The sequence below is a fragment of the Mesorhizobium sp. B2-5-4 genome, from assembly GCF_006441095.1.
Taxonomy (GTDB): Bacteria; Pseudomonadota; Alphaproteobacteria; order Rhizobiales; family Rhizobiaceae; genus Mesorhizobium; species Mesorhizobium salmacidum.
Genome location: NZ_VFUR01000021.1, coordinates 32,613 through 58,061 on the forward strand (window position 1 = coordinate 32,613; position 25,449 = coordinate 58,061).

Genomic DNA, 25,449 nt, shown 5'->3' on the forward strand with positions numbered 1-25,449 from the left:
GTGTTGACAGGGCGCAAGCGAGCGGGAAACGAATGGAAATGGAGCAACATCTCCCTCCAGTCCGACCGTCGCCCACCTATCGTGCCCAAAAATCGAACACCGGCCGTTACCGAACATCAGAATTCTAGGGGTGCGACATGCAGGTCAGCCTGCGCCTGGACAGCGACTGCCTCCGTGCTTTTCACCTGCTGCTGCTGCAGCGCCTGGCCGCGCTCGCCGATGTCGAGGTCAGCGTCGACGCACGCCCGGCCGGGAGCGGCATTCCAGGCAGCATCGCCGCGCTGTTCCAGCTTGAAACGGTCATCCACGGCTTGCCCGCGGATGGGTTGGCCAAGCGCCTGCCGCTGTCGGCGCTGGCACCCTTCCAAACGCGGACGCCCGTCTCGCCGGACCTCGTGCTCGACCTCTGCGGCGACGTGCAAGTGGAGGGAACACGCGTCTGGCGTGTGACCTATGACGGCGCCGGCGGCGAAGCCGCCCTGCTGGCGTCGATCCTCGATGGCCGGACCCCGCTGGCCCGCGTCGAGGAGAATGGTGCCGTCGTCGCCGAAGGACGCCTGGGCACCGAATATGGCGGCATCGCGCTTGCCGCCTTCCAAGACATGCTGGCGCGCACGGCAAGCCTGATCCTGGCGGCGGTGACGGGTGCCGCACGCGGCGCCCTGCCCGTCCTGCCCGAGCCGATGGACGGTAGGGGTGCGCCGTCGCTGCCCTCGGCCGGCAAGCTCGGCGTCAGGGCGGGCAAGGCGCTGGCGCGGCGCGTCGTCCAGAAGATCTACCATCTCTGCTACAATGCTCCGCACTGGAAGGTCGGCTGGCGCGAGACCGGAGGGCGGGATCTGTTCGACCTGCGCGCGCATCCGGCATCGGGTTGGCAAGAGCTGCCCGACGACGGCAGCCGCTTCTACGCCGATCCGTTCCCGATCCTTTACCAGGGACAGGTAATCCTGTTCGTCGAGGACTATATCCACCGTCTGGGCCGAGCCATCATCTCCGCCGTGCCGTTCGGCCCGTCGGGGCCGATCGGCCGCCCGGAGCCGGTGCTCGACCTGCCCTACCACCTGTCCTACCCGTTCGTCTTCGAGCGTGACGGCGAGGTCTGGATGGTGCCGGAAAGCTGCGCCAACCGCACGGTGGATCTCTACCGCGCCACCGCCTTCCCCGGCGGATGGGTCAAGGAAGCGACGCTGCTGTCCGATATCGTCGCCAGCGACGCCACCTTGGTCGAGCATGGCGGCTCGTGGTGGATGTTTGCCACCGTCCGGGACGGTGAAGGCACCGCCCGGGACGGAGGCGGCGCTTTCTCCGACGCGCTGCATCTGTGGTCGGCGCCGGACTTTCGCGGCCCCTGGACGCCGCATCCCAAGAATCCGGTGCTGATCGATATCGCCTCGGCGCGGCCGGCCGGACGCATGGTGGAGCGCGGCGGCCAGTTGCTGCGCCCGGTGCAGGACTGCCGCAGGAGCTACGGCGGCGCCCTTGGCATCGCACGCGTCACTCACCTTGATTTGAACGGCATGGACCAGCGTGTCGAGACGATCTTAACCTCTGGCGCGCTATGGAGCGGGCGCAAGCTGCACACGCTCAACGAGGCAGGCGGCCTGGAGTTCATCGATGGCTCGGCGATCGCGCCGCGCTGGAAACAGAAGCGGCGACCGTAGTTAACCTAAACATTTGCTACTACCAGCCACCCGCGCTGGTTGCTTGAGGTTGATACGGCCCGGAAGATATTTTCCACCACACTTTGTGGAGACAAAAGGTGACTGGCATGAAGGGCAGCGAGATGACCACCGTCGAGGCTGTCCCGGCCGAAGTCGACGTGGCGATCGTTGGCGCCGGAATGGCCGGCACCACGCTGGCCACCGCCTTGGGAAAAGCCGGCCGCAAGGTGGCGCTGATCGACCCGCACCGGATCCATCACGACGAGTTCCGGGCCGAGAAAATCGGTACCGACCAGATACGGCTGTTCGAGAAGCTCGGCCTAGACAAAACGATCATGCATCTCGTCACACCGTTTGACGACATTCACGTCTTCCGCCTCGGCCAGCTGTTCGCGCGTGAGCGCAGGCCGGAATACGCATTTTCCTATGGCGCGCTGATCAACGGGCTTCGTGACGCCCTCCCCCCGCAAGTGCCGCTAACGATCGGCAAGGTCGTCGAGGTCTCGACCGGACCGGACCGGCAGCGCCTGGTGCTGAGCGACGGCAGCGTCATCATTGCCCGCCTGCTGGTGGTCGCCACCGGCTACGGCGAAGCGGTGCGGCGCGCCATCGGCGTCGAACGCATCGAGCAATCGAAAGCCCATTCGCTGTCGATGGGTTTCGACCTCGCCGTCTCACAGCTCGACTGCGGCTTTCGGGCCGTCACCTGCTACGGCAGGCGGGCCAGCGACCGCGTAGCCTACATCACCATCTTCCCTCTCGGCGACAAGATGCGGGCCAACATGTTCGTCTATCGCACCGTGGCCGATCAATGGACGAGGGATTTCCGGGCCGATCCGCAAAAGATGCTTTGCGAGCTGATGCCCGAAATATCGGCGCAATGCGGCAACTTCGCTGTCGCAAGTCCCGTCGAGGTCCGGCAGGTCAATCTGACCACGACGCAAGGCCACCGTCGCGACGGGGTCGTCTTCATTGGCGACGCGTTCTGTACGACATGCCCGACGCCGGGCGTCGGCATAGGGCGGGTCATGATCGACGTCGATCAGCTCCATTCCGTCCACATTCCACGCTGGCTGGAAACACCAGGCATGGCGGCTGACAAGATCGGCGCCTTCTATGACGATCCGGTCAAGGTAGCTTCCGATGAGGCAGGCATGCGTGTGAGCGTATATGCCAAGCGGATCACCACCGAAACCGGACTGGAATGGCGCGCGCGGCGCCTGCGCAACAACATGGCACGCCGGCTGCTGATCATCGGCCGCAAAGTGCGCCATTTGAGACTGCGGCGGGAGCCGGGCATGGCGTGAGGGACCTCCCGCCCTCTATCGTCCAGAAGGCGCTTCCCTGGTGCTGTCCCAAGGACAGCACCTCTACCTTGTCCCTCCCTTGCGGCGGAAGCGCCGGAGCGCTTCCCCAGGGCAATCACATAGCGCTGAAAAAAGGCAAATCCAGTGCCGTTCAGCCGGAACCAGCGGCGCGCAGACAGGTTATGCCCGCAGGAGATCCTGTCATGGTCAAGAACATCGACCGAGCGTTGCAGGATGCCATTCTGGCGATGCGCATCCTTCGCAAATCCATCATTGATCATGGGCACATGGAAGCCATGGCCGAATTTGACGGCTTGATGAGCGTGACCATATCCGAGGCCGAGCGCCAACTCACCAGCTGGCAGACCGGTCATCGCGCCGAGCGATCAGGCCAGGCAAAATCCTGACGCGATCGCTCGCAGCCGGCATCCGGCGGAACCTTGCCGCACACGATTGGTTTTATGGAATGCGACATGCCGCCGGAGAACGAAGTGGCCCGATTGGTCGACAAGAAAAAGCTTGAGAGAGCGGATCGCGAGTCGCGGATCATCCTCGACGCCGAACGGCAGGCCCGCGACGCAAAGACGGCCCGCCTTCGCAAGCAGCGGCTGTCCGCCGAGCCAAGCGGCGAGGAACAGAAGCCCGCACCGCCGAAGCCGCGGGGGTGATGGCGTGCCAAAGCAAACGGCGCGACGGGTCGCGCCTTTGTGACGGCAAGCGAATGCCTTCAGGTCAGCGTTACCGAAACTACAACGGCGGCAGTGACGGCCGAAAGCCGTTCGCGCTTCCGCCAGCTTGGCTTCTCGTATTTCTTCATCAGCTATTCCCCCTTGTTGGACACCGCAGAGAAGACCGGCTTTGCCGCAATGTCAATCGTGCCGGGACGGCTGTCTGATTTTGAGCGAAACGCTCCTGCGCCGAGCAAATCGGTCTACCGTGCTTTTAAATCCGCTAGTCCGGGATAGATTTAGGACCGAGAAAGCGCCACAAGCCGTTTCGGGAGGAGCTTGCCATGTCAGAGACCGCCTTGCCGCTGGTCATCAGCGCGCCCGAGCCGCGCACGCTCGAGCTGATCTTCACGCCGCCGCAGCTGGCGCGGCTCAAGGCGCGTTACCGCATCGTCGAGACGACGCCGGACGGCGTGGCGCGACTGCCGGCCGAGGTGCTGGCCGAGGCCCGCTACATCGTCGGCCAACCGCCGATCTCGCCGGAGACGCTTGAAGCGATGAAGGCGCTGCGCTGCGTCTTCAATGTCGAGAGCAATCTCCTCGACAACATGCCGTATGAAACGCTGTTTTCGCGCGGCATCCATGTCGTCACGACGGGCCTGGTCTTCGCCGAGCCGGTGGCCGAACTCGGCCTGGCCATGGCGCTCAACCTTGCCCGCGGCATCGTCGATGCCGACCTCGCTTTCCGCCAGGGGCAGGAACTATGGGGGGGCGATGGCAACCAGACGGCGCGGCTGCTTTCGGGCGCCGATGTCGGCATCATCGGCTTCGGCGATCTCGGCCGCGCGCTCAACCGCCTGCTGTCGGGCTTCCGCACCCGCACGAAGGTGTTCGACCCCTGGCTGCCGCCGTCGATACTGAGGGAAAATGGCGTCGAGCCGGCCTCGCTGGACGAGGTGCTGTCGCAAAGCGACTTCGTTTTCGTCGTCGCCTCGGTGACCTCGGAGAACCAGGGCTTTCTGGGCGCCGATGCTTTCGCCAGCATGCGCAATGGCGCTGCCTTCATCCTGCTCAGCCGTGCCGGCGTGGTCGACTTCCCCGCCTTGATGACGGCGGTGAAGAGCGGCCATATCCTCGCCGCCAGCGACGTCTTCCCCGAAGAGCCGCTGGCGAGCGACCATCCCGTGCGCACGCTGCCCGGCTTCCTGCGCTCCGCCCACCGCGCCGGCGCCCTCGACATCGCCTTCAAGCGCATGGGTGACATGGTGCTGGAAGACATGGACCTGATCGATCGCGGCCTGCCGCCGCTGCGCTCCAAACGCGCCGAGCGCGAGACAGTGTCGAGGATGCGCTCGAAGCCGTCGGACAGGAACTGACGCATGTCGCCCAGGGGCTGACATGGTCGTCGCGACATTACACCCGACCAAAGCGGGCGTCGCCGCTGCGCACGCCTGCGCTGTTCGGGCCGGTCCGTTCAATACTCCGCCGAGCTTCCCCCTCGTACCAAATCGTACGTTGAATCCCCTTTGAGATACCCCTTCGGAGGAGTAAGTTAGTCCTGAGGGAGGTAGCGATGGTTGAAAGCCATATAGACATGGCGCAGGCAGCTATCGAAGCCAGCTTCCTGTTACGGCATCGTTCCATTGCTGGAAAAGCCGCCTTTCGCCGCGATTTGGACCATTCCCGGCGCGCGATCGCGCAATCACGCGAGCTTCTGGAACGGCTTCGCCGACGCCATCGCGATGACACCGCCCAAGCCTGGGAAGACGCGGCTCCCGTTGCCGTCTCCGCGTTCGATGCCGACATTCTCCGCGCTGTATTTCGAGATTTGGTCAGGGAAGCGAACCTGCCCGAGTGTCAATGGCGCGATCTGGCCAAAAACCTGGTGTCCGAGTTTACCGGCTGCGAGCGGGTCGAGACCGGCTTGATAGAATGGCTCATTCACAAATAAGCCGACGTTTTCGAAGCGTGAGAAATTGTCGGCGGTCACGGGTACCTGCACCTTGTCTGAATCGAAAGCATGTCCAAGAGCTGAAGCTTGATGGACGAGATGCTGCGACCTGGTGCAGGGAAGTTTAGACGATCCGCAAGGCCCGTTCCCCGGGGGTAAGCTTCCTGTTGTGATGGAACGATCGCGCCGCCGGCAGGTTTTGCAAATGGCCGGGCGGTGGGAAGCCCGGCGTACTCCAGAAGGCCCGTCACGAGTCGCGTCGGTGGCGGGCCTTTCCCTGTCGGCCCGCAAACAGCGAACAAACTGATGGGGCATCCTGTTTTCGCCGGAAATGCTCTAGAGTGGCTTGCGGCCAATGAGAAATTGGCCGGGGTCAATCCTCATTGGCCGGACCAACAAGAGGGTCGCGATGCTCAACACGGTCGACTATGGCGGCAAGGAAGCCGATATCGTCCACGCGCTGGAGGAAGACATCATCTTCGGCCGGCTGGCGCCCGGCACGCGCCTGGTCGAGGACGTGCTTCTGGCCCGTTTCCCGGTCTCGCGCCACACCATCCGCCAGGCCCTCTACCAGTTGGAAAGGCTCGGCGTCGCCACGCGCGAGCGCAACAAGGGCGCCATGGTGCGCCGGCTCGCGCCCGAGGAGGTCCGCCAGATCTACGAGGTGCGCGAGATGCTGCAGCGCCAGGCCGCGCTGATGATCCGCCTGCCGGCGAGCGACGCGCTGATCGCGGAATTGACCGAGATCCACCACGTCTACAGCGCCCATGTCGACGCCGGCTATCTCAGAGGCATTCACGAGGCCAATGACCGTTTCCACCTCACCATGTTCTCGGCCTGCGGCAATGCCTATCTGGTGTCCTCGATCGAGCACTATATGCGCCTCAGCCTGCCGGTGCGGGCCAATTCGCTGGCCGACCGGGACAAGCTCGACATCTCGCGCCAGCACCACCTGATGATGATCGAGGCGCTGAAACGCAGCGACAATTGGGTGCTGGCGCAGCTCTGCGTCGACCATCTGCAGCCGAGCAAGGTTTTTTATCTCCAGGAGGTCGAAGCGGCGCCTGCGAGCTAGCGACGCCGGCTGGCGAACCGGGCGTCATCGCAAGACTGGATCCTGCCGGCCCTCCCTATCTGACCTTCACGACCACCTTGCCCTTGGCACGCCCCGTTTCGACATAGGCCAAGGCCTCGTTGGTCTGTTCGAACGGAAAAGTCCGGTCCATGACGGGACGTATGACGCCGGTTTCGATGAGCGACGTGATCCGGCTCAGCTGGTCGCCCTGCGCCCACATGAACAGGAAGGAATAGTTCACACCGGCGCGTTTGGCCCTGCGGCGTATGCCGAGACTAAGCAGCCGCACCACCAGCTTCAGCACGACGTTGAGGCCTTGCTTCCTGGCGAACCCGGGATCCGGCGGACCTGAAATTGATATCAGCTTGCCGCCCGGCTTCAGCACGCGCAGTGATTTTTCGAGCGTCTTGGCATCTTGGCTGTTCACGACGACGTCGTAGCCCTGCAGGACCTTCTCGAAATCGTCCTTCCGATAGTCGACGACGACATCGGCGCCGAGACTTTTCACCAGGCCCATGTTCGCCGCGCTCGCCGTTGTCGCAACCGTCGCGCCGAGATGCTTCGCCAGTTGGATGGCAAACGTGCCCACCCCGCCGGAGCCGGCCTGGATAAAGACCTTCTGGCCTTTCCTCAGCCCTGCCCTTTCGACCAGCACCTGCCAGGCGGTCAGACCAACCAGGGGAATGGAAGCGGCCTCCTCCATGCTGAGGTTTTTCGGCTTCAGGGCAACGTCGGCCTCATCCATGGCGATGAATTCGGCGAATGTCCCGATCCGGCCGTCGCGCGGCCGTGCACAGATTTCGTCGCCGGCTTTGAACTTGCGGACCTTCGATCCGGCCCGCACGACAATGCCGGCCACGTCGTGGCCAAGGACGAAGGGCGGCCGATAAGGCACAATGAGTTTGAACTCCCCGTCCCGGAGTTTGGAATCCAGAAGGTTCACGCCGGCGGCGTGGACCTCGACCAGGACATCATTGTCCTTAATTTCGGGCATCGGCATCTCTGCGAGCCGCAAGGCGCTCTTCTTCGCATATTTGTCGGCGACAAAGGCTTTCATCATATTCGCTCTTTCACGATCGCCGTCTTTCCGGAATGCGTTTTCATTTTGATGCTCCAGAGCCCGTCAGGGCTAGCTTTCTTCCATGCGTTGAATTATGTTCGTAATATCAGATTATGATCATAATGCAATAGAGGTTTGGGAAGGACAGGACATGCGGTACGAAAAGGGCCGGAAGGACGCATCGCGCAGCCGGATCATGGAGGTCGCCACACAGCGGTTCCGGGACGACGGCATCGCCGCCTCGGGACTGGCAAGCATCATGAGCGACGCCGGGCTGACCAACGGCGCCTTCTATCCGCACTTTCCCTCCAAGGCGGCACTGGTCCGGGAATGCGTGGCGGCGGCGCTGGAGGGTCAGTCGGGTCAGATCGCGCAGGCGCTGGCCTCCGGCGGCCTGGCAACGGCCATAGACGCCTATCTGTCGGCGCAACACCGCGACAATCCGGGCACGGGCTGCGCTTCCGCCGCCCTGTTGCCGGAAATCGCGCGGGAGCAGCAGGAAACGCGACAACGCTACACCGAACGCTTGATGACTTTGGTGCGCCAGGTGTCGGCCGCTCTCCCGCCGCATACAAACGATCCGGAAGCGGTGGCATTCGGTATCTTCGCGACGCTCATCGGCGCGCTTCAACTGGCCCGCGCGGTGGAGGGTGGGGACCTGTCGGATCGCATCCTGGCGGCCGGAGCGGGTGCGGCACGGTCGATGGCGCAGCCGCGCGGGGACGCCGGGCAGGAGCCGGCAGAGACCGCGTAACCATCGCCGCGAAAACAGAGAGGGAGCGCTGCTCGAACCATCGATTCAGCGATTTATGGGAACAGGGCTGCGACCTCAGCGTTTATTAGACACACCTTGAAAGAGGAGGTTGTCATGAAGAAACTCTTGCTCGCTTCCGTGATCGCGGTTGCTTCGGCGGTGGCGGTGATGGCCCCGGCAAATGCCGCTAGCATCACGCTCGGCATCGGGAACGGCTATGATGACGATTATTACGTTCCCAGACATCGCGACTATTATGGGGACTATTACCGCGACTACTCCGACTATGGCCCCTATTACGGCCGTCCCCACTACCGTTACAACATATACGATGACGGCTATCGGCCGCGCTATTACGGCATGCACACGCGGTATTTCGGCATGCACAGTCGTCGCTGCCACACCGAGGTGGTGAAGCACTGGCGTCATCACCACCGGATCATCGAAAGGGTGCGTGTCTGCCGCTATTGACCGCTCAAAATTGATCTGGCCGGCATGCCGTCGGCCGGATCAATCATAGTCGTCGCAGAAGCATTCGGCGGTGTTGGACCACGCTACCGCCCCATTATCATCCCATAATGCACGGCCAGCAGGTCGAGCCCTACCTTCAGCAGCTTCGCCACCACGTCGCGTCCTTCGCCATTCTGCTCGGCCACGGTCTTCACCGGCTGTTCCAGGCACACGACTTTCTGCACGATCGCCGCCACGTCCCAATGCCCGAGCGCCCGTGTCGCGGCGGCATGCGCGCGGCCGGCGTTGAGCACGCTGTCGGCGATGCCGCCGCCGATGCGACCGCCGTCGACGCGCTCCGTCCAGCGCATCGGCTTGATATCAGCCCGCTGGCTGGACTGGAAATGCTCGCGGTAGCGCAGGCCGGCCTCGCGCTGCTGGCGCGACAGCGAGGTGATGCCCAGGAGCGGGTCGACATTGCGCACCCGTACGATGCCGCCGGTGGAAGTGTGGCCGTCATTCGACACCTCGTAGACGCGCCGCGCCTCGGCCGTGCCTGATGTCAGCCGCTTGCGGCCGAAGGCATCGTCCTTCAGCGCGAAATCATGGCCGACCTCGCGGCGGATACGCACCTGCTCGGCCTCGCCCTTCGGCAGTTTCGGCGCCTGCGGCCTGGCGGCTTTGGTTTTCTTGGGCATGGATGTGGCTCCTGTTGGGGTCGGGTGTGTTTCCTTGGAAGGTCGCGATCCTTCGCGCCGACCTGTCGATCGAAACTCCTCATCGCTTCGCCAGCTTTGCAGCCGCCTCCACGCCGCGCCGCGCCAGCAGCTCCCGCATCAAGCGCCGCTCGCGCACTTCGATGCAGAGCTGCGCGCTCGAAGGGCAGAACTGCGCGTTGCCGCTCTTCACCTCGCCGCGCACGAAGCGCTGGATGGCGGCCTTGAGGTCGCCCAGCTCGGCATCGCTGACGGCCCCGAGATAGCCGCGCAGCTGCATCTCGACATCAGTCAGGGTGGATTGCGGGAAGCAGGAGAACATTGCCGCCAGCGCCTTCGTCGCCTGCTGCAGTTCGGCCGTGGTCATATCCGCGGATCTCCTCGATGATGGCGTTGGCGGCGTCGCTGTGGGTTTTCGGTCTGATCCAGCCCGGCGGTTTTTTGGGCCGGCCCGGGCCGCGCGATCCCGAAGCCGTCTCACGGTCCCCGATCGAAATCCCCGGTCTTTCGCGCGCCTCGCGCGCTGAAAAAGCGGGAGCTTTTTCCATCTGGTTTCTGGATTCTGGAGAATGCCGCATCAAAACATCGGCATTTGCCCCGGCATGCGCCTTTGTTTTCAAGGCGGTGGCGGCTCCGCCGCGCGCGCCGGCGGCCGCCCTCGCCTCGCTCTTGAGCCGCGCCTTGGTCAGCTCCTTCGTCAGCCTTTTGTGGCCGATCTCGCCGCTCTCGCGCTCGAAGAAGGCCAGCAGCTCGGCGCTGATCGCCCGCCATCGTTTCAACGGCAGCCGCGCCACGCGCGCCAGCCTGGCGTCATCGTCGGGCAAGCCGCCGCCGGCATTCCACATTGCCATCAGCAGCAGCATGTAGGCGCCGATCTGCTCGGTGGAGAGCTGCAGCGTGTCGCCGACGAAATCAGAGACGTAGAGCTGCATGAACGGCCGTTCGCTCATGCCGCGCTCCACGCCGTGCTTCCAGCCGCGCTGATGGAACCAGCCGCCGGTCCGCACGTTATGACGCGTTCCTGCGAACGGGAGGACCGCCCATGACGGCTTTCATGCCGGTGACCCTGCGTTTTTGCGACAACAAGACCATGCTGGTCGGCTCGGTGGCCGATGCGGCAACGGCGCTTCGTCACCAATGGCCCGACAAGACCGCGCCGGCCTATCTCGAGGCAGCTCGGCTCATCCGGCTCGCGGTCGAGGGTGCTTGCTGCCCGCGCCCCGCCTTCGAGGCCTTTCGAGAGGCGGCAAGGCAACAAGGCATATTGGTAGCCAAGCCAAGAAGCCGCGCGCATGAGTGGCTCGACGCCGCGGCGAGCCCCTGAGAGGGCGGCGATGCAACCGCTTGCCGGCCTTGTGCGTTTATGAGCGTCGGCTTGAATGCCTCGCCTGGACCGGAGGTGAACGCCGTGGGTACAATGAAAACCGGAGTACCGCTCAAAGTGTCCCTGGACGGACATGTCGAGGAGATCGAAAACGTCAGCGATGCCGCCGATTTCCTGCAGCGTTGGCCGATCGAGCGGCGGGGCCACGTCTATCGCAGCGCGCTCAACGCCTGCAGCGCGGCCATCGCGGCGCAGATCTCGCAGTCCGATGCGATAAAAGTGTTCACCGGCTTTGCTCGCGTTGCCGGCATCCTGGTTGCCGGCGGCGGCCCGGCGACGGTGCTGGAGCAACGAACGGTGCAGAGCCGCCTGCCCAAGCAGGGCCGCCAGATACCGAAATAGCGGTGCGCCGCGATAGCTGTTCAAAGCAATTCTCCCAATATTTCGCGGCGATCGGGACTGGCGACGGCACGCAGGAGCGACTTTCTCCCCGTAAACTGGAAGTAGGGACCAAGCTTCAACCGGCTTCGCAAACACGGCGCTGGAAGCGCGCCTGATGATAGGTGCAGTAGCTTTTCATCGCCCTGGTGCGCATGCCGCAGCACAGCATGTCCTGGCCCGGCCGCCCGCCGGGCGCACCATTTTGAGGGTCTTCCTCCAGCGACAGGTCGAGCGGCGCTCGGCAGCGGCTGAACAGGCAGTCGATGAAGCGCATGGCCACGCCATGCGGCTGTCGGCCGATGGGACTACGTGGCGGTGCGGGTACCTTGAAACGGTAGGTTTCCCCATCGGCGATCAGCACGCCCGCCTCGCGTTGGAAAAGCCGTGGCCGGACAGGCGAAGGAGCCCGCTTCGGCCGCATGGCGGGTTTGGGCGGCTGCAGCGCGGCGCCGGCACGTTCGATTGCGGTTTCCGCCTTGGCGGCGCGGCGCGCTGTCTTGGCCGTCGCCGTACGGGACGCCGGCAGGCCCTTGCCATTGGCAAAGCCGATCGCGCCCAGCATGACGTTGCGGTGGACGATGCCGATAATGGCGTTGCGCGATACGCGCGCGCCACGCTGTGCGCTGAACGCGGCCGCGATCCTCGATGCCGAAAGCCCATCCTTCAGCCAGGCGGCAATCGCCTGCAATTCGCTGTCGCTGTAGCCTGCCATGTCCGTCTCCATTGCGCGGCCAGCGGCCGCCGCGCACGGCACCGTCAGGCAAGCGTCGGGTTCGCCCGCAGACGCGATGGGCGCTGCCGGGCTTGGTCTGGCCTGTCGGCCGCTGGGATTGCCGTGGAAGGGCTGCTGTCAGCCCCGCCGGTCGGCCGGGGCGGCGAGGTGCGCAAACCGCGCCCGCGCCATGTCCCCGTCAGGGGCTGAGACCGCCCTGCCCGTCGTCGGCTCGTCAGGGATGACGGTGCCGTCCTGGGTGCGGATCAGGGAACAACCCGCGGCCGGGTCGAATGGGTCGAATGGCGGGCCGGAGCCGCGGGGAGCGGCGGCTCCGGCCGTTCCGGCCGCCAGTGACGGGCGGACCGGACGCGAGGCCGATGCACCAAGGCAATCGGCTTCGCGCTTCGCCCCGGCCGGGGAGGAGGCGGCCGGGGCGGAAGAGAAAGGGCAGCCCGGCAAGGCCGGGCTGGAGGCGCTGTCGACTCTAAGGGGATTGAGCTTTTGCATGAGGTGATATAAGCATAACTCAAAAATTGATGCAAGCCATTCTTTCATGGACGAAAGCAGGACTTGTTGGTCACATGAGGCCATGGTGAAAACGCAACTGTCGATCAGGGTCGGGGCCGCGATCCGCCAGGCACGCAAGCAGCGCGGCCTGGTCATGCGCCACATCGCCGAGCACAACGACACCGATGTCGCCGCCGTCGGCAACTGGGAAACCGGGCGCAACCTGCCCAAGACCGAGAACCTGTTGAAGACCGCCGCCTTCCTGCGTGTCGACCCCGTGGCGCTCGGCAAGGGCGAGGTCGTCTTCCTCGACGATGCCGGCCCGGTGGCGGACGCCGAGATCGTCACCGATGCCGCCCCCCTGCCGGCCGGAGCCATGGATATTCCGGTGCTCGGCGCCGCTGTCGGCGGCGATGATGGCGATTTCACCTTCAACGGCGAGCCTGCGGGATACGTCCAGCGTCCGCCAGGGGTCCGCAACCTGCCGAAAGTGTTCGCGCTGCATGTGCTCTCGGATTCCATGGTGCCGCGCTACGAGCCCGGCGACATGATCTATTGCGGCGGCCGCGACGCGGTGCCGGGCGACCATGTGGTGATCGAGACCTTTCCGGAAGAGAACGAGAAGAACGGCAAGGCCTTCATAAAGAAACTGGTCCGGCGCACGGCGGGCGAGCTGGTGGTCGAACAATACAATCCGCCCAAGACGTTGACCTTCAACCGCTACGCCATCAAGCAAGTCTGGCGCGTCATCCCGCTGAAGGAACTGCTGGGGTATTGAGGCTCACTTCCTTTACCCCCCCCTGTGCGGCGGGCGAGGCTCGTGACTCGCCCAGGGCGGCGGCCTCGCGAAGCTAGGTCGCATGAGGGTTTTTCCCAGGAAAGCCGACGTCTCGCTCCGCTGGAACACCCCTCAACCGTCTCGGCGCTACGCGCCGATCCACCTTCTCCCACAGGGGGAGAAGGAAGAATCAGCGCCTCTCAAGCCCGCCTCGAGCCTGCCAGCGGCGCTTCGCGATCGCTCAGCATCCGCGCTTCCGAGCGCACGCGCTGGCGCTCGTCGATGAACGCGGCCTGGATCGAGACCGCGGCGCCCGGCAGCCCGTCGGCGCGGCAGGCCGAGCAGACGATGCGACCCGACAGCGCGGCCAGCGGCGTGTTCCCGTTCACCCCGAAGCGCTTCAACTGATCGGGTCGCCACCACCTGTTGCGGCCGCAATCGGCGCATTCGACCGACAGCGAGGCGACCTGCGCGATCACTGCTTCCCTGCCCGGCAACGCCATCGTTCCTCCGTCCTTTTGTTCGTGATTTGTTCACATATTCCCGTGTTTTGAAGCAGGAGTCGAGTCGCAGTTTCCAAACTCCTCCAAAAGTCTCTCTTCTATGCATATTTGAGTTATGCTTATATGTAACTTGCAAATATGAGTCGGCGCGGATTGCACGCGCCAGATCCGGGAGCAAGAATGGATGCCGCCGATTTCGCCCGCGCCTGCGGTTACACCGGCGACAGTCCCGCTTTGCTCGAAGCCTTCGAGGCGATCCGCCGCAACGGCATCGCGCAGGCCCGCCTGGATCATTTCAGGCGCAAGGCCGTCATCGAGGAATTGAAACAAACGGAGCTTCTGTTCCTGGCCGCGATCGGCCCGGCGCTATCGGCGCACGAAGCCGTCGAGGATGCGATCCGGTTCATCGCTGGCTGGCGAAACATGCCGCGCTGGCGCCAGGAACGGCGCCTGCCCGATCTCGCCAGGGCAAGGCAGCAGCTTCTCATAGCCCGTTTCTTCCGCCGCTACGGCCATGGTTTGTGGGCAAGGCAGGCGGCGTGAGGCTCGACAGCGCCGTTTGCGGGTTTCAGGCGAGGACGTTTTGCAAGCAACGCGGCAGCCGGTGATCCCTTCTCCCACAACAAGGGGAGAAGGAAAAAACTCCCCTCACCGCCTCACCCGTGATTTCAGCCACCGGTCGAACGCCACCGCCAGGATCAGGATGAGCCCGATGACGATGCTTTGCGTGTAGGAAGAGACGTTGTTGAACTGCAGCCCGTTCTGCAGCACGCCGATCAGCGCCGCGCCCACCACCGTGCCACCGACCGAGCCGATGCCGCCGAACAGCGAGGTGCCGCCGATGACGACGGCGGAGATCACCGTCAGCTCGTAGCCGATGCCGGCGACCGCTTCGGAAGAATTCAGCCTCGCCGACAGCACGAAGGCGGCGAGCCCGGCGAAGAAGCCGACGATGACATAGACAGAGACCAGGATGCGGTCGACGCGCAGGCCCGACAGTCGTGCCGCTTCGGCATTGCCGCCGACGGCATAGACGGCACGGCCATAGCGGGTGTAGCGCAGCACGATGTGGCACAGGATGGCGGCGACGGCGAAGATCAGCGCCGGCACCGGCACCGGGCCGATCAGGCCGGTGCCGAACCAGCGCATCGAGGCGTCGAAGCCGGAGATCGGACCGCCATTGGAAATGGTCAGCGTCAGTCCGCGGAACACCGTCAGCCCACCCAGCGTGACGACGAAGGGCGGCACTTTCAGCCTTGTGATGGCGACCCCCTGCACGCCGCCAGCGAGCGCACCGACCACGACGGCGGCCAGCAGCGCCGCGAACCAGCCATAGCCCTGCGTGCCTGACGTCGACAGCGACAGCGTGTTGGCGGTGCCGCCCTTGGCCACCACGGCCGCCACCATGCCGCAGAAGGCGAGCAGCGAGCCGACCGACAGATCGATGCCGGCGGTGAGGATGACGAAGGTCATGCCCAGCGCGATCAACCCGGTGATCGATATCTGCCTGGTGATGTTGAACAGGTTGATCGGGTCCATGAAGCTCGGCTTCAGCACGGTGAAGACGACGACCAGCGCCGCCAGGAACAGCAGCGGCCCGAAGCTCATCAAAAGCCGGGCGATCGTCACGCCGCCACGCTGGTTCTGTTCCTCGGCGATGCTCATCGTGCCTGCCCTTCCGCATCCTGTGCCGGCGCGTCCTGTCGCGGCGTATCCTGCCTGTCGAGCGCCATCAATTCCATCAGCTTTTCCTCGTTTGCCTCGACGCCCGGCATCTGCCCGGTGATGCGCCCCTTGCGCATGGTGACGATGCGGTCCGACACGGCCAGCACTTCGGGCAGTTCGGACGAGATCATCATCACCGCGATGCCGCGCGCCGCCAGTTGCACCAGGATCTGGTGCACTTCCGCCTTGGCGCCGACATCGACGCCGCGCGTCGGCTCGTCGACGATCAGCACTTTCGGGTCGCGCGCCAGCCAGCGCGCCAGGATCACCTTCTGCTGGTTGCCGCCCGACAGGCCTTCGATCGCCTGTTCGGCCGACGCCATGCGAATCGACAGCATCTTCCTGAACCCCGACAGCGCATCGCGCTCGCGCCGCTCGGCCATGAAGCCGAAGCCGTTGCTGAAACGCCCAAGCGAGGCGACCGAGAAGTTCGGCAGGATACCAAGCGCGGCAAAGATCGCCTGGTGCTTGCGGTCCTCCGGCACCAGGCCGATGCCGAGCGCGATGGCGTCGGCCGGCGAAGCAGGCGCGATTTCCCTGCCGTCGAGTGTGATCGTTCCCGCAGCTATCCGGTCGGCGCCGAAAATGGCGCGCGCCAGCTCGGTGCGGCCTGAGCCAACGAGGCCGGCGACGCCGAGGATCTCGCCGGCCTTGAGGTCTATGTCGACGCCGTCGAGCACGATGGCATGCGGCGCCTCGGGGTCGCGCACGGTGCGCAAGCCGCGCACGGAAAGCACGACATCGCCGGCCACCGCGCGTTGCGCCGGCCGCGCGTAAAGTTCGGAGGCGGCGCGGCCGACCATCTTCTCGATGATGGCGGGCAGCTTGATCGGCCCGCCCTGACGGTCGAGATGCCCCGCCAGCCTGCCGTCGCGCAGCACGGTCATGCGATCGCAGATGGCGGATGCCTCTTCCAGCCGGTGGGTGACGAACATGATCGCGACATGGTCCTTGCGCAGCCGGTCCATGATCGACAGCAGGCGCTGCACCTCTGTCTCGGTCAGCGCCGAAGTCGGCTCGTCCATGATGATCAGGCGGCTTTTCAAAGACAATGCACGGGCGATCTCGACCAGCTGCTGTTCGGCCACCGACAGCGCCGACACCGGCGTCATCGGGTCGATGGAGAGACCGACGCGGGCAATGATGGCGCGGGAATCCTGCTCCATCTTGCGCCAGCTCACCAGTCCGAGCGGGCCGGTCGGCGCGCGGCCAATGAAAATGTTCTCCGCCACCGTCAGCGTCGGGATCAGGCTGAGCTCCTGGTAGATGGTGACGATGCCGTGCCGCTTGGCATCCTGCGGGCTCGCCGGCTGGTAGTCGGCGCCGTCGAAGGTGATGCGGCCGCCGGAAGGCGGCATGACACCGGACAGGATTTTCAAGAGCGTCGATTTTCCCGCGCCGTTCTCCCCAAGCAGGCCGAGGATTTCGCCACGGCGGACATCGAGCGAGACATCGCTCAGCGCGGTGACGCCGGCGAAATGCTTGGTGACGCCCTCGACGGCAAGCAAGACCGGGGATGCGGCCTCAACTAAAGGCAAAGACTTCTCCTTGTTGCCACCCCTAGATTAGCCAGGTTGCGCTTGAACGCCCCCCTCTGTCCTGCCGGACTGTCCGGCAGGACAGAGGGGGGCGCTGTCCCGCCGGCTTATCAATCGAAGCTGACTGCCCTACTTCGTCTCGTTCAGCCTCTCCGCCTTGTCGAGATTGTCCTTGCCGATGACGATGGGCGTCAGCAGCACCAGCTTCTCCTTCGGCTCGGTCTTGTCCTTGGCGTAGGCGACCGCGATCTGCACGGCGGTGCGCGACTGCTTGCCGGGAAACTGTTCGACCGTGCCGGCGAGCTTGCCGTCGCGCACGGCGACCAGCGCTTCCGGCAGCGCATCGAAGCCGTAGATCTTGACGTCGCTGAAGTTGCGCGCGGCACACGCTTCGAGCGCGCCCAGCGCCATGTCGTCATTGGCGCAGATGATGGCGTCCGGCTTGCCGTTGGCGGCAAGGCCGGCTTCCGTCACCGTCAGCGCCTCGGCGCGGGCGAAGTTGGCGGTTTGCTCATAGATGATCTGGTACTTGTCCTTCAGCGGATCGAGCACATTGTGCACGCCCTTGTTGCGGTCGATCGCAGGACCCGCGCCCGGCTGGCCCTGCAGGTGGAACAGCTTGGCGCCATTGGGGAATGCCGCAACCACGGCCTGGGCTTCCGCCTCGCCGCCCTTGACGTTGTCGGCGCCGACATGGGCAAGGATGCCCTGGACACCGTCGACGCGGCGGTCGATCGTCACCACGGGAACCCCGGCCTTGACCGCTTCCTCGATGGCTGGCGCCAGCGCGTTGACGTCGAGCGGCGAGATGACGATGGCGTTGACCTTCTGCACCAGCGCCGCCTCGATGTCGGCGGTCTGCTTGGTGGCCGAGTTCTGGCCGTCGCTCTCGGTCAGGTTGACGCCTTGCGCCTGCGCTTCGGCCTTGATCTCGTTCAGCATGTGCACGAAAAACGGAAAGCCGAGACTGGGCACCGAGCCGAGAATGGTCAGTTTGTCCGCGGCGAAAGCCGAGCGTGCGGCCAGCATCATGGCGCCCGCGGCCACGGACGTCATCAGGAATTCGCGTCTGTTCATGGGTTCCTCCTCCACAGAAGCGCACGTCCCTAAAAACCGGGACCGGTTTCAGGAAGGATCACGCGCCGGTTAAAGTGTTGGAGCATCCTCCTTGCGCCAAGAACGCATGCCGCTCCAGCTGACCGCCTAAATTCCTCCGATCGGCGTCAACAAGAGAATGCTAACCCAGGGTCAACCGTTTGTGCAACATCGATATAACAGGCAGGACAGCGACTTGTCGGAATTGTCCGAAACTTTGGACTCTTCGGTCCGAAGGCCTTCTACATCAGGAACGCCAAGGAGCGGCTCCAGAGCTGCGCGGCGGCCGCTGCATTGTAGTCGGGCAGTGCCGGGTCGGAAAAAAAATGTCCCGAGTTTGGATAGCGGAAAACCTGCACATCCGCTTTCGCTGCCTCCGCGCTTTCCTGCCAGGCGCTGACGTCGGGCTCAGGGAACAGTGGATCGGTGTCCGCGACATGCAGTTGGATCGGCAAGCCGGGTCGTGTGTTGGCAGGCACGGTCGCCAACCCATGCAACAGCAGAACACCCGCTGCCAGCGGCCGCGACGCCCAGAATTCCGCCACCACGCCGGCGCCCATCGAGATGCCCGCCAGCACCGCATCGCCCGGCGTCGAGGCCAGAGCCTCTCGCGCCTTCAGGCATATGGCATCCCAACCGATCCGCGCCTTGATCGCGAACCCTTCGTCGAGATCGTCCGTCGCCGCACCCTGATAAAGGTCTGGCAGTGCGACCGCATGGCCGCAGGCGCGAAGGCGTTCCGCAAGATGACGCTCGATCGGGCGAAGGCCAAGAACCGAGTGAAACAGGATCATGTTCGCCATGCGCCGGCCCATAGTCACGCAGATCCAGTCATTTTACCTGCCGGGGCTTGCAGCCTCAAGGCACACCGCATCGGCTTCCATTTTCCCGGTACGGCACTACCTTTGGGGCGGCCAAGCCGACGAAATGGAGACAGCATATGAAGCCGCGCATCATCTGCCATATGCTTGCCTCGCTCGATGGCAGCCTTCATCCGAGCCGCTATACCGAAAGCCCCGACGGCAGCCGGGCGGAGTGGTCGGGCCTCTATGAGCAGATCCACAACGACCTCGAAGGTGATGCCTGGATCGTCGGCCGCGTCACCATGGCCGAGATGAGCAAGGCCGCCGCGCATCCGCCCGCGCATGTGGGCAAGGTCGAGCGGCCGCATCATTTCGCGCGGCGCGACGCGGGCAGCTTTGCCGTGGCGCTCGATGCCTCGGGCAAGCTGCACTTCGGCAAACCCGACATCGGCGGCGACCATGTCGTGGTGCTGCTCGGGCATGATGTCGAGGACAGCCATCTGGCCGAGCTCGCCGGCGACGGCGTGTCATATATCGTGTCGCGAACGCCCGGCATCGATCTCGCCGCCATGCTGGACGTGCTTGCCCGTGAGCTCGGCATTCGCCGCCTGCTGCTCGAAGGCGGCGCCGGCATCAACGGCTCCTTCCTGGCGGCGGGGCTGGTCGATGAGCTCAGCCTACTTATTGCCCCCGCGCTCGACGCGCGGGCGGCAAACCAGGGCTTTGTCGAGTTCGGTGAAAGCGGCCTTGCCGGCAAGGTGCGGTTGTCGCTCACGGATTGCAAAGCCCTCGCGCATGGGCTCGTCCATTTGCGCTACGCCGTCACCCCTGGCTAAGGCCGCCTCTTACGCGCTTCAGTATCGCATGGCGTCCAGATCGGCGATCAGCGTCGGCCCGGTCGGATGCCAGCCGAGCCGCGCCTGGGTCAGCGCGCTGGAGGCCGGCAGGTCCATGGGGGCGAACATCGCCATCCAGCCGAAATGCTCCGCCGCCTTTTCAGGCGCGATCGAAACGGCCGGCAGGTTCAGCCCCCGGCCAAGCGCCTCGGCGATCGCGCGGACCTCGACGCCTTCCTCGCCGACCGCGTGATAACGCGCGCCCGGCTGCCGCTTTTCCACTGCAAGACGATAGAGGCGCGCCGCGTCGAGGAGATGGCCCGCCGCAAAGCGATTGCGGCCTTCACCGACATAGGCCGAGACGCCTTTCTGGCGCGCGATTTCGATGAGCGGCGAGATCAGCCCCTGCTTGACCGTGTTATGGACCTGCGGCAGCCGCATCACCGATACGTTGATGCCCGCCTCCAGCAGAGCATTCCCGGCGAGTTCGGAGGCGACGCGCGGATTGGGATGGCTGGGGTTGAAGACGTCCTCGACCGCCAACTGGCCATGGCCGGGGGCGCCCATTCCGGTGCCCGACGTGATCACCAGCGGCCGGTCGGAGCCGGCGAGTGCCTGGCCGAGTGCCGCGATGACGCGCCTGTCCTTTTCGCAATTCTCGGCGAACCTCGAAAAATCATGGTCGAAGGCCGTGTGGATCACCGCTTCCGCCTTCGCCGCGCCGTCGCGCAGGCCCTCGGAATCCTCGAGGGTTCCGCGATACACCTCCACGCCCGCGGCAGCCAACACCTCGGCGCCGGCATCCGAACGAGTGACGCCGATTACCTGATGGCCGGCCTGAAGAAGTTCGGGGACAATCGCCGAACCGATGAAGCCGGTGGCGCCGGTAAGAAAGATACGCATGCAAAATCTCCCGCACAGTTGCCCGCGCAGTATCGCTGGTCTATTATTCCATTAAAGTAGTGACCTTATCATGGTATAAGGACTAACAGGATGCCCAACAATTCCGCCGGTTCGCTCGCAGCCTTTCTGAAGGACCGGCGCACCCGGCTGGACCCCTCGTCGTTCGGCTTCTCGGGGCGCAGGCGCACGCCGGGACTGCGCCGGGAAGAGGTCGCCCAGCGCGCCAACATCAGCCCGACCTGGTACACATGGCTTGAACAGGGCCGCGGCGGCGCGCCTTCGGCCGACGTGCTGAACCGGATCGCCAAGGGACTGCTGCTGACCGAGGCCGAGCGCGAACATCTTTTCATGCTGGGGCTGGGGCGTCCGCCCGAGGTCCGCTACATCGGCGCCGACGGCGTCAGCCCCAGGCTGCAGCGCCTTATCGACACGCTCGAGGCAAGCCCGGCCTTGATCAAGACGGCGACCTGGGATGTCGTCGCCTGGAACCGCGCCGCGCAAATCGTGATGACCGACTACAGCACCTTGCCCCCGGGTCAGCGCAACATCCTGCGTTTCATGTTCCTGAGCCCCACTATCCGCGCCAAGCAGCACGATTGGGAGAACCTTGCCCGCTTCGTGGTCGGCGCGTTCCGGGCCGACGCGGCACGCGCCGGCGCGGTGTCCGAGGTCGCCCAGCTCGTGGACGAGCTTTGCAGCGCCAGTCCCGAGTTTGCCGCCCTGTGGCGGGAAAACGACGTGCTCAGCCATGGCGACGGGACAAAGCGCCTGAAGCATCCCGAACTCGGCGACATCGAGCTCGAATATTCGGCCTTCGCGGTCGACGGCCGGCCGGATCTGAGCCTGACCGTCTACAACCCGGTGGACGGCAAGGTCGCCGACCGAATTCGCGCGCTGGCCCGGCGCCGCGAACTGCAGGAGGCGGACCCATCGTAATGATGCAGGATTAGCAGGCGCGAGATCGGCAACGACCGGCGCGAATTTTGATTGCTCGGGCAAACGCGTTTTGCGCAATTGGCCCGTCACCAGCCGGGCGGCGGGCCGGCGCGGCTACTCGATGACCTTGACGATCTTGCGGGTGCCCGGATCCACGATCACCGTCCGGTTGTCAATCACGGCGTAGCGATATTTGACGTTGGGAACTTCGTGGAGTTCAACGGTATCTGGCAAGGCCGTGCCGATATTGAGTTCCACGCCGGGAACCTTGACCGAAGCCAGCGGCTGCTTCTTCACATATTCCTTGATCACAGTTTCCTGCTCGGGCTGGATGACGACGTCCTCGGCGGCGGCCGCGCCGACACCTGCGAGCAACAGAACCGCGGCTACGGCGGCAAGATTCTTTTTCATCAGTTCCTCCATGTGAAATCCACGCAGCTACGACATTGTCACCGCGCTGCCGATCGAACTTCAGGCGGGATTGAATGTTCCAGGATTGGGCTTCGGTCCGACATTCCCAAGACTTTGGTCCCATCTCAAAACGCAATGGTCCTGCCGGAGCCGCCAGCGGGAACGGCCATCTTTCATGCTCGTTGTTCGCTGCAAGGTCACGGCGGATAGCTGGTGAAAGTCGGACAGCGACCGCGCGTTTTTTTCAAATTGGCGCAGCTAACGTCCCTTCCTGCGCCAACAGGGTTCGTCCGCTGCTTCCATGCGGTGGGCGAACCCTGAATTTCCTGGTTTCGGGCCGAGATGTGAGGAGATCCTGATGTTCAGCGACAAGGAAACCCGACTTATGGAGGCGGCGCTGTTGATGGCGGTCCCGTTATCGGCCCTGATCGCCGTCCTGCTCGTCAGCTTTACCTTAAGCTGGTAGCAGCCCTTGTCGTTTTTCACTGGCAATCGTGGCGCCGAGTTGAGGCGATGGGACAGCGGATGCGTCCATACAATCCCTGTCTAACGGATCTCGGCGTGCTTTCCGTCACCCCGCGGATCGGGCTTAACCGTTGCCGAGGAATCAACGCTCGCCGCTGCCCGCGGAAATCGCGGTCCGTTCATGATGCTTCAGGAGAGGCAGCCCGGCCTGCCTTGGCGGAGGGCTCGGTACGTTGCGAGCAGGCCGGGCCATGCTCCGGCTGCCACCATTGGTGGAGGCTCGGCCGGTGCGCAGGCAGGTTGTGCCTTTATCGTTCGACCCGCAACTCGGACTGAAGTCCAAAGTATCAGGCGCATTGGTCCCACACGTTGAACATAGTCCGCTGGTGCTCGTTGCCCATTGCAGGTGCGTGATTTGGAGGAGAGATAATGCAGCTTGGTGAGATCATCGCCAATACCTTGGCCATCCTCTTGCTGGTCTGTTTTCTCGCCAGCACGTTCTTCCTTTTCGGAAAGCCATTGTGGCCGGAGCAGCATGCCCGCATGGTCATCATCCCGGCGGTCGACAGGATGACGACAGCCTCGACTGCGCCCAATGGCACACCTGTCCTGCCGGACACTTTCGACACCAGCCTTGCCCATCCAAGGCCGTCCTGAGGGCCGTCAAGGGCGCGCGCGGCGGCGAATGCAGCTGCGCGCGAACAGCCGGAACCAAAACGACCGGCAACGGTTTCCCACCTGAAGGGACCGTAACTACGGAAACAGCAGTAATGGAACTTCTGACCTTGGAACTGGCCAGGGCAAGGCAGCGACTTAACCGAGCGGAACTCGCCCTCGAACGTGCAAACGCGATGCTGGACGAGGAGTGTGGCGTTGGTATCAATCTGAGGCTTTGTGACAGGATACGATCGGCGCAACAACGCGTCGGCGAGGCGAAGGCTCGTCTTGTGAAGCTCGATCCCGCCAGCGCGGATTCAGTTCACAGCGGTTGAAGGTGCCTGGCCTGATCCTCGTTCAGGCAATCGCCAGCTCAGCCTCGATCCAAACTCTACCGGCAGCCCGGCCCCCAGGATTTGGGAAGGCTCAAGTCTTGCGCCGGGAACCGGTCGAGCGTTGGCCGCTGAGATGCGGGCGCCAGCCATGCACCCGGTCCCGCCCAGCGGCCTTGGCGCCGTAAAGCGCCTCGTCGGCGCGTCTCAGAAGATCGGCAATCTCCATCGCGGCGCCACCCGCGTCTAGGGTGCTGACCCCAATGCTGACGGTGACGATGCCCTTTTCGCTGCCGGCATGCCCGATAGCGAGATCGCGCACCTTGCTCCTGAGGTTTTCGGCGATGACGAAGGCCCCATGCGCGTCGGTCTCGGGCAGGATGAGCCCGAACTCCTCGCCGCCATAGCGGGCGGCGGCGTCTGCCGGCCAGCGGGCTGCCGCCTCGATGCACCGGCTGACGACGCGCAGGCACTCGCCTGCCGGATGGCCGTAATGGTCGTTGAACCGCTTGAACAGTCGACGTCGATGATGAGCAGGCTGAGCGGCATTGCGTTGCGGCTGGCGCGGGCGAATTCGCGCGCCAGCGCTTCGTCGAAGGCGCGCCGCGTCAACAGTTCGGTCAGGCCGTCGCGGTGCGCCAGGAGGTTCAGCTTCTCATTGGCGGCCATCAGTTCGGCCTCGACCTGCTTGGCCTCGGTGATGTCGGAAAACATGCTGAGGCTTCCGCCATCGCCGGTCGGCCGGGTGCGCACATCGAGCCAGCGCCCGTCGGCAAGCCGGACCTGACGGTGACTGACAAGTTTCTGCGAGGCCATGATGCCGGCGATCCACTCCTCGAGAGCGTCCGGCGGCGTGACGCCTTCGCCGCGCGCCGCCGAAGCGCGCAAGATGTCGCGGTAGTCGGCACCCGGCACGATATCGGTCCGGGATCACCCCCACCGCATCCCACCGACAAAATCGATGAAAGCCCGCAGCGGCGCTGGCGTCAGGCGGCGGCCGGGATAGTAGAGGAACGGGCCTGAAAATTCCTGCCACCAGGGCTCCAGCACCGGCTCCAGCCGGCCGTCGTCGAAATAAGGGCGCAGCCAGTCCTCGAACAGCGAGACGATGCCGCCGCCGGCGACCGCCACCTCGAGCGCAAGCGCCATTGCCGTACCGGTGCTGACCAGCAGCGGGCCGGTTGGGTCGACGCTCACCACCTCACCGTCGCGTTCGAACTCCCAGGGCGGCGTGAAGCCGCTGGCGAAGCGACCGCGCAGGCAGGCATGATCGAGCAGGTCGCGTGGATGGCCGGGCCGGCCGTGCCGGTCGAGATAGGCCGTAGCGGCGGCGGTGGCGAAGCGCTGCCGGCGCGGGCCGATCGGCACGGCGATCATGTCCTGCTCCAGCCGCTCGCCATAGCGGATGCCGGCGTCGCAACCGCTCGCCAGTATGTCGACGAAACTGTCCTCGGCGGTCACTTCCAGCCGGATGTCGGGATAGGCGGCGAGGAAAGGCGGCAAAAGGCGCGGCAGCACCAGTTTCGCCGCGACGACCGGCACGTTGAGCCGCAGCGTGCCGGTCGGGCGGCCGCGAAAACCGTTGACCACGTCGAGCGCCGCATCGACTTCGCCGAGCGCGGGACCGAGCCGCTCGAGCAGGCGCGCGCCGGCTTCGGTCGGCGCCACGCTGCGCGTGGTGCGGTTGAGGAGCCGCACGCCGAGCGCGCTCTCCAGCCGCCGCACCGTCTCGCTGAGGCTGGAGGCACTGACGCTGCCAACCCGGGCTGCCTCGCGGAAGCCGCCGGCGCGCGCCACCGCCATGAACGCCTGGAGGTCGCCCAGATCCGCCGCCATTG

The 25,449-nt window shown here is 64.7% G+C and carries 31 protein-coding genes and 1 pseudogene; 17 read left to right on the forward strand and 15 right to left on the reverse strand.

Annotated elements, in window-relative coordinates:
• The first annotated feature begins 137 nt into the window (after positions 1-137).
• The 7 genes from FJ492_RS22950 (at position 138) to FJ492_RS22980 (ending at position 6,662) form a co-directional block, all read left to right on the forward strand.
• Positions 138-1,661 carry a formyl transferase gene (locus FJ492_RS22950; protein ID WP_140772419.1) on the forward strand — a complete coding sequence of 508 codons (1,524 nt, stop codon included), beginning with the start codon at positions 138-140 and terminating at the stop codon, positions 1,659-1,661.
• A gap of 107 nt (positions 1,662-1,768) precedes the next feature.
• On the forward strand, positions 1,769-2,968 hold the full coding sequence (locus FJ492_RS22955; RefSeq protein ID WP_246676097.1) for an NAD(P)/FAD-dependent oxidoreductase: 1,200 nt from the start codon (positions 1,769-1,771) through the stop codon (positions 2,966-2,968).
• 203 nt (positions 2,969-3,171) lie between these two features.
• Positions 3,172-3,375, forward strand: coding sequence for a hypothetical protein (locus FJ492_RS22960; protein WP_140508552.1), 204 nt, complete (start codon positions 3,172-3,174; stop codon positions 3,373-3,375).
• A 33-nt stretch (positions 3,376-3,408) separates the two neighbouring features.
• Positions 3,409-3,636 carry a hypothetical protein gene (locus FJ492_RS22965; protein WP_246672727.1) on the forward strand — a complete coding sequence of 76 codons (228 nt, stop codon included), beginning with the start codon at positions 3,409-3,411 and terminating at the stop codon, positions 3,634-3,636.
• A gap of 344 nt (positions 3,637-3,980) precedes the next feature.
• Positions 3,981-5,012 (forward strand): hydroxyacid dehydrogenase, encoded by a 1,032-nt coding sequence (locus FJ492_RS22970; protein ID WP_140508551.1) that lies wholly within the window; start codon positions 3,981-3,983, stop codon positions 5,010-5,012.
• Positions 5,013-5,209: 197 nt separating this feature from the next.
• The gene (locus FJ492_RS22975; RefSeq protein ID WP_140713952.1) at positions 5,210-5,587 is read left to right on the forward strand and encodes a hypothetical protein; all 378 of its coding nucleotides are present in this window, start codon (positions 5,210-5,212) and stop codon (positions 5,585-5,587) included.
• A gap of 409 nt (positions 5,588-5,996) precedes the next feature.
• A complete protein-coding gene (locus FJ492_RS22980; protein ID WP_140508538.1) occupies positions 5,997-6,662 on the forward strand; it encodes a GntR family transcriptional regulator in 666 nt (221 codons plus the stop codon).
• 55 nt (positions 6,663-6,717) lie between these two features.
• Here the strand turns inward: FJ492_RS22980 and FJ492_RS22985 are convergent, their stop codons facing one another.
• A complete protein-coding gene (locus FJ492_RS22985) occupies positions 6,718-7,719 on the reverse strand; it encodes an NADP-dependent oxidoreductase (protein WP_140508537.1) in 1,002 nt (333 codons plus the stop codon).
• 154 nt (positions 7,720-7,873) lie between these two features.
• On the opposite strand from FJ492_RS22985, the gene FJ492_RS22990 reads away from it, so the two are divergent.
• Positions 7,874-8,476, forward strand: a complete 603-nt coding sequence (locus FJ492_RS22990) for a TetR/AcrR family transcriptional regulator (protein WP_140508536.1) — start codon at positions 7,874-7,876, stop codon at positions 8,474-8,476.
• 114 nt (positions 8,477-8,590) lie between these two features.
• Entirely contained in the window at positions 8,591-8,947 is a 357-nt protein-coding gene (locus tag FJ492_RS22995; protein ID WP_140508535.1) for a hypothetical protein, read from the forward strand.
• 83 nt (positions 8,948-9,030) lie between these two features.
• Here FJ492_RS22995 and FJ492_RS23000 read toward each other — a convergent pair whose 3' ends face one another.
• The 3 genes from FJ492_RS23000 to FJ492_RS23010 all read right to left on the reverse strand — a co-directional run bounded on the left by FJ492_RS23000 (position 9,031) and on the right by FJ492_RS23010 (position 10,592).
• Positions 9,031-9,624: a DUF6456 domain-containing protein gene (locus tag FJ492_RS23000; protein ID WP_140713954.1), complete on the reverse strand. Its 594-nt coding sequence runs from the start codon at positions 9,622-9,624 to the stop codon at positions 9,031-9,033.
• A 79-nt stretch (positions 9,625-9,703) separates the two neighbouring features.
• Positions 9,704-10,009 (reverse strand): hypothetical protein, encoded by a 306-nt coding sequence (locus tag FJ492_RS23005; protein ID WP_140713956.1) that lies wholly within the window; start codon positions 10,007-10,009, stop codon positions 9,704-9,706.
• Positions 9,930-10,592, reverse strand: a complete 663-nt coding sequence (locus FJ492_RS23010) for a DUF1376 domain-containing protein (RefSeq protein WP_140713958.1) — start codon at positions 10,590-10,592, stop codon at positions 9,930-9,932. The genes FJ492_RS23005 and FJ492_RS23010 overlap by 80 nt, the downstream gene beginning before the upstream one ends.
• 92 nt (positions 10,593-10,684) lie before the next feature.
• Between FJ492_RS23010 and FJ492_RS23015 the strand changes: the two genes are divergently transcribed.
• Together FJ492_RS23015 and FJ492_RS23020 are read left to right on the forward strand one after the other, a co-directional pair.
• The gene (locus FJ492_RS23015) at positions 10,685-10,966 is read left to right on the forward strand and encodes a DUF982 domain-containing protein (RefSeq protein ID WP_140713960.1); all 282 of its coding nucleotides are present in this window, start codon (positions 10,685-10,687) and stop codon (positions 10,964-10,966) included.
• Positions 10,967-11,005: 39 nt separating this feature from the next.
• Entirely contained in the window at positions 11,006-11,368 is a 363-nt protein-coding gene (locus FJ492_RS23020) for a DUF982 domain-containing protein (RefSeq protein ID WP_140508530.1), read from the forward strand.
• 115 nt (positions 11,369-11,483) lie between these two features.
• Here the strand turns inward: FJ492_RS23020 and FJ492_RS23025 are convergent, their stop codons facing one another.
• Positions 11,484-12,119: a GcrA family cell cycle regulator gene (locus tag FJ492_RS23025; protein WP_140713962.1), complete on the reverse strand. Its 636-nt coding sequence runs from the start codon at positions 12,117-12,119 to the stop codon at positions 11,484-11,486.
• A gap of 592 nt (positions 12,120-12,711) precedes the next feature.
• Between FJ492_RS23025 and FJ492_RS23035 the strand changes: the two genes are divergently transcribed.
• Positions 12,712-13,407 carry a helix-turn-helix transcriptional regulator gene (locus FJ492_RS23035; RefSeq protein ID WP_181166727.1) on the forward strand — a complete coding sequence of 232 codons (696 nt, stop codon included), beginning with the start codon at positions 12,712-12,714 and terminating at the stop codon, positions 13,405-13,407.
• Between the two features lie 200 nt (positions 13,408-13,607).
• Here FJ492_RS23035 and FJ492_RS23040 read toward each other — a convergent pair whose 3' ends face one another.
• Positions 13,608-13,910 (reverse strand): hypothetical protein, encoded by a 303-nt coding sequence (locus FJ492_RS23040; RefSeq protein WP_140508526.1) that lies wholly within the window; start codon positions 13,908-13,910, stop codon positions 13,608-13,610.
• 180 nt (positions 13,911-14,090) lie between these two features.
• On the opposite strand from FJ492_RS23040, the gene FJ492_RS23045 reads away from it, so the two are divergent.
• Positions 14,091-14,453 carry a hypothetical protein gene (locus tag FJ492_RS23045; protein ID WP_140750589.1) on the forward strand — a complete coding sequence of 121 codons (363 nt, stop codon included), beginning with the start codon at positions 14,091-14,093 and terminating at the stop codon, positions 14,451-14,453.
• 105 nt (positions 14,454-14,558) lie between these two features.
• On the opposite strand, the gene FJ492_RS23050 is transcribed toward FJ492_RS23045, so the two are convergent.
• The 4 genes from FJ492_RS23050 to FJ492_RS23065 all read right to left on the reverse strand — a co-directional run bounded on the left by FJ492_RS23050 (position 14,559) and on the right by FJ492_RS23065 (position 19,071).
• Positions 14,559-15,575, reverse strand: coding sequence for an ABC transporter permease (locus tag FJ492_RS23050; protein WP_140718462.1), 1,017 nt, complete (start codon positions 15,573-15,575; stop codon positions 14,559-14,561).
• Positions 15,572-17,173, reverse strand: a complete 1,602-nt coding sequence (locus FJ492_RS23055) for a sugar ABC transporter ATP-binding protein (protein WP_140718461.1) — start codon at positions 17,171-17,173, stop codon at positions 15,572-15,574. The genes FJ492_RS23050 and FJ492_RS23055 overlap by 4 nt, the downstream gene beginning before the upstream one ends.
• Before the next feature lie 129 nt (positions 17,174-17,302).
• Positions 17,303-18,250, reverse strand: a complete 948-nt coding sequence (locus FJ492_RS23060) for a substrate-binding domain-containing protein (RefSeq protein ID WP_140508520.1) — start codon at positions 18,248-18,250, stop codon at positions 17,303-17,305.
• A 260-nt stretch (positions 18,251-18,510) separates the two neighbouring features.
• Entirely contained in the window at positions 18,511-19,071 is a 561-nt protein-coding gene (locus FJ492_RS23065) for a dienelactone hydrolase family protein (RefSeq protein WP_140772421.1), read from the reverse strand.
• 137 nt (positions 19,072-19,208) lie between these two features.
• On the opposite strand from FJ492_RS23065, the gene FJ492_RS23070 reads away from it, so the two are divergent.
• On the forward strand, positions 19,209-19,907 hold the full coding sequence (locus FJ492_RS23070) for a RibD family protein (RefSeq protein WP_140772423.1): 699 nt from the start codon (positions 19,209-19,211) through the stop codon (positions 19,905-19,907).
• Positions 19,908-19,925: 18 nt separating this feature from the next.
• On the opposite strand, the gene FJ492_RS23075 is transcribed toward FJ492_RS23070, so the two are convergent.
• A complete protein-coding gene (locus tag FJ492_RS23075; protein WP_140772425.1) occupies positions 19,926-20,810 on the reverse strand; it encodes an SDR family oxidoreductase in 885 nt (294 codons plus the stop codon).
• A 90-nt stretch (positions 20,811-20,900) separates the two neighbouring features.
• On the opposite strand from FJ492_RS23075, the gene FJ492_RS23080 reads away from it, so the two are divergent.
• Positions 20,901-21,746, forward strand: coding sequence for a helix-turn-helix transcriptional regulator (locus FJ492_RS23080; RefSeq protein ID WP_140772427.1), 846 nt, complete (start codon positions 20,901-20,903; stop codon positions 21,744-21,746).
• 114 nt (positions 21,747-21,860) lie between these two features.
• Here the strand turns inward: FJ492_RS23080 and FJ492_RS23085 are convergent, their stop codons facing one another.
• Complete coding sequence (locus tag FJ492_RS23085; protein ID WP_140772487.1) at positions 21,861-22,157, reverse strand: DUF1236 domain-containing protein; 297 nt, start codon at positions 22,155-22,157, stop codon at positions 21,861-21,863.
• Positions 22,158-23,051: 894 nt separating this feature from the next.
• Between FJ492_RS23085 and FJ492_RS23090 the strand changes: the two genes are divergently transcribed.
• Both FJ492_RS23090 and FJ492_RS23095 read left to right on the forward strand, forming a co-directional pair.
• Positions 23,052-23,279: a polymerase gene (locus FJ492_RS23090; RefSeq protein ID WP_140508513.1), complete on the forward strand. Its 228-nt coding sequence runs from the start codon at positions 23,052-23,054 to the stop codon at positions 23,277-23,279.
• A gap of 113 nt (positions 23,280-23,392) precedes the next feature.
• Positions 23,393-23,614: a hypothetical protein gene (locus tag FJ492_RS23095; protein ID WP_140772429.1), complete on the forward strand. Its 222-nt coding sequence runs from the start codon at positions 23,393-23,395 to the stop codon at positions 23,612-23,614.
• A gap of 91 nt (positions 23,615-23,705) precedes the next feature.
• Here FJ492_RS23095 and FJ492_RS29505 read toward each other — a convergent pair whose 3' ends face one another.
• From FJ492_RS29505 to FJ492_RS23105, 3 genes and pseudogenes are all read right to left on the reverse strand, one after another.
• The gene (locus tag FJ492_RS29505) at positions 23,706-24,185 is read right to left on the reverse strand and encodes a diguanylate cyclase (RefSeq protein ID WP_348641916.1); all 480 of its coding nucleotides are present in this window, start codon (positions 24,183-24,185) and stop codon (positions 23,706-23,708) included.
• Positions 24,186-24,526: pseudogene (locus tag FJ492_RS29595) on the reverse strand (PAS-domain containing protein); the annotation flags it as partial.
• Positions 24,527-24,541: 15 nt separating this feature from the next.
• A complete protein-coding gene (locus tag FJ492_RS23105; RefSeq protein WP_140508511.1) occupies positions 24,542-25,447 on the reverse strand; it encodes a LysR family transcriptional regulator in 906 nt (301 codons plus the stop codon).
• Positions 25,448-25,449: the final 2 nt, after the last annotated feature.